2 protein-coding genes are annotated in these 1541 nt (G+C 59.2%); both read left to right on the forward strand.

The window, feature by feature from the left end; all coding sequences use genetic code 11:
- Positions 1-541 (forward strand): BMC domain-containing protein (locus tag BM331_RS11250; RefSeq protein ID WP_074929550.1); only part of this gene is annotated, 541 nt, incomplete at its 5' end.
- Between the two features lie 42 nt (positions 542-583).
- A complete protein-coding gene (locus tag BM331_RS11255) occupies positions 584-1408 on the forward strand; it encodes a S1 family peptidase (RefSeq protein ID WP_074929551.1) in 825 nt (274 codons plus the stop codon).
- Positions 1409-1541 lie beyond the last annotated feature (133 nt).

Consider the following 1541-nt stretch of genomic DNA (forward strand, 5'->3'; position numbering starts at 1 on the left):
GGTGCCGGGCGACGCCTGCATGTGGATCGAAGTCGCTCCCGGCATGGCGGTCCATCACCTTTCGAACATCGCGCTGAAAAAGACCAATGTGCGCATGGGCGAGCAAGTGGTGGAGCGCGCGTTCGGATCGATGGAACTCCATTACCGTAATCAAAGCGAAGTTCTTGCCGCCGGGGACGCGGTCCTGCAGCAGCTTGACATTACGATGGAGTCGCGGCTGCGCTGCAAAATCGCCTGGAATGAGATCATCCGCGCCATCACCCCCGATCACGCCACGCTGATCAACCGTCAGCTGCGCAAGGGCTCAATGCTGTTACCGGGAAAAAGCATGTTCATCCTAGAAGTAGAGCCCGCCGGATACATCGTCTACGCCGCCAATGAGGCCGAAAAAGCCGCGCATGTCACGCTGGTGGATGTCAAACCCTTCGGCAACTTTGGCCGACTGACCATGATGGGATCGGAGGCTGAGGCCGAGGCAGCGCAGCATGCCGCAGTGGCGGCGATCGAGCAACTGAACCAGCGCGCTGCCGTCCATCCCTGAGTCGGCGCGACGCTACCGAACCACCTACACACATCACATATTATGGAAATCGACTCAATCGCCAAGCGCCTGCTGTTTTGCACGGTGCGCGTGGATTCCGAACTCGAAGACGGTAGCGCTGGCTCGGGAACCGCGTTCATCATCACCCACAGTCATGCCAAGGGCACGACGCCGTTCATCGTTACCAATCGGCATCTGATCGAGGGAGTGCGCCAGGGCGGGCTGGTGTTCACGCAAGCGCGTGACGGCAAACCTGCATTCGGAGAACGTTTTCAACTCAACATCGACGACTTTCCGGCGGCCTGGTTTTTCCACCCCGACCCCGAGATCGACCTAGCCATCGTGCCGTTGCGCCCATTAGAGCGCGCTGCGCGGGAGTTAGGTATAGAGCTGTACTACCACGCCATCGACAGCGCCAGTATTCCCGATGCCGCCGCCACGCGCGGCTTCGACGCACTTGAGGAAGTGCTGTTCGTCGGCTATCCTAGCGGCATGTGGGATGTGGTCAACCTGATGCCTATTTTGCGCAGGGGTACCACTGCCACGCCGCTGGAACTCAATTTCGAAGGCCAGAAACAATTTTTGATCGATGCCGCGGTGTACCCGGGATCGAGCGGCAGCCCGGTATTCGTGGTGCGCGATGATCCGTTGCGCTCGCGCGGAGACGGCGCACGCTCGATCTGGTTTGCAGGCGTCGTCGCTGCAGTGTTTTTCCGCGAAGAAACCAACCAGATCATCCCCGGCCCGGTGCCGGCGCACAATACGGGGCAGTCAGTCGCTTCCGAGATGATCGACTTGGGACTGGTGGTCAAGTCCGAGTCGGTGCGCGAAGTCATCGACGCTTTTGTGCAGCGCTGGCTTAGCTGATTAGAACTCGTTTCATCAATAGCAGCAGCGGGTGCAAAAGGTTTGGTTAGGATGCAGCGCCTAGGTGTCGTCGCGCCGCACAGCCGCATTACTGGAGCAAACATGGAAAAGATTATCTATCCCGGATTAAGCC

The sequence above is a fragment of the Nitrosomonas eutropha genome (assembly GCF_900116685.1).
Classification (GTDB): domain Bacteria; phylum Pseudomonadota; class Gammaproteobacteria; order Burkholderiales; family Nitrosomonadaceae; genus Nitrosomonas; species Nitrosomonas eutropha_A.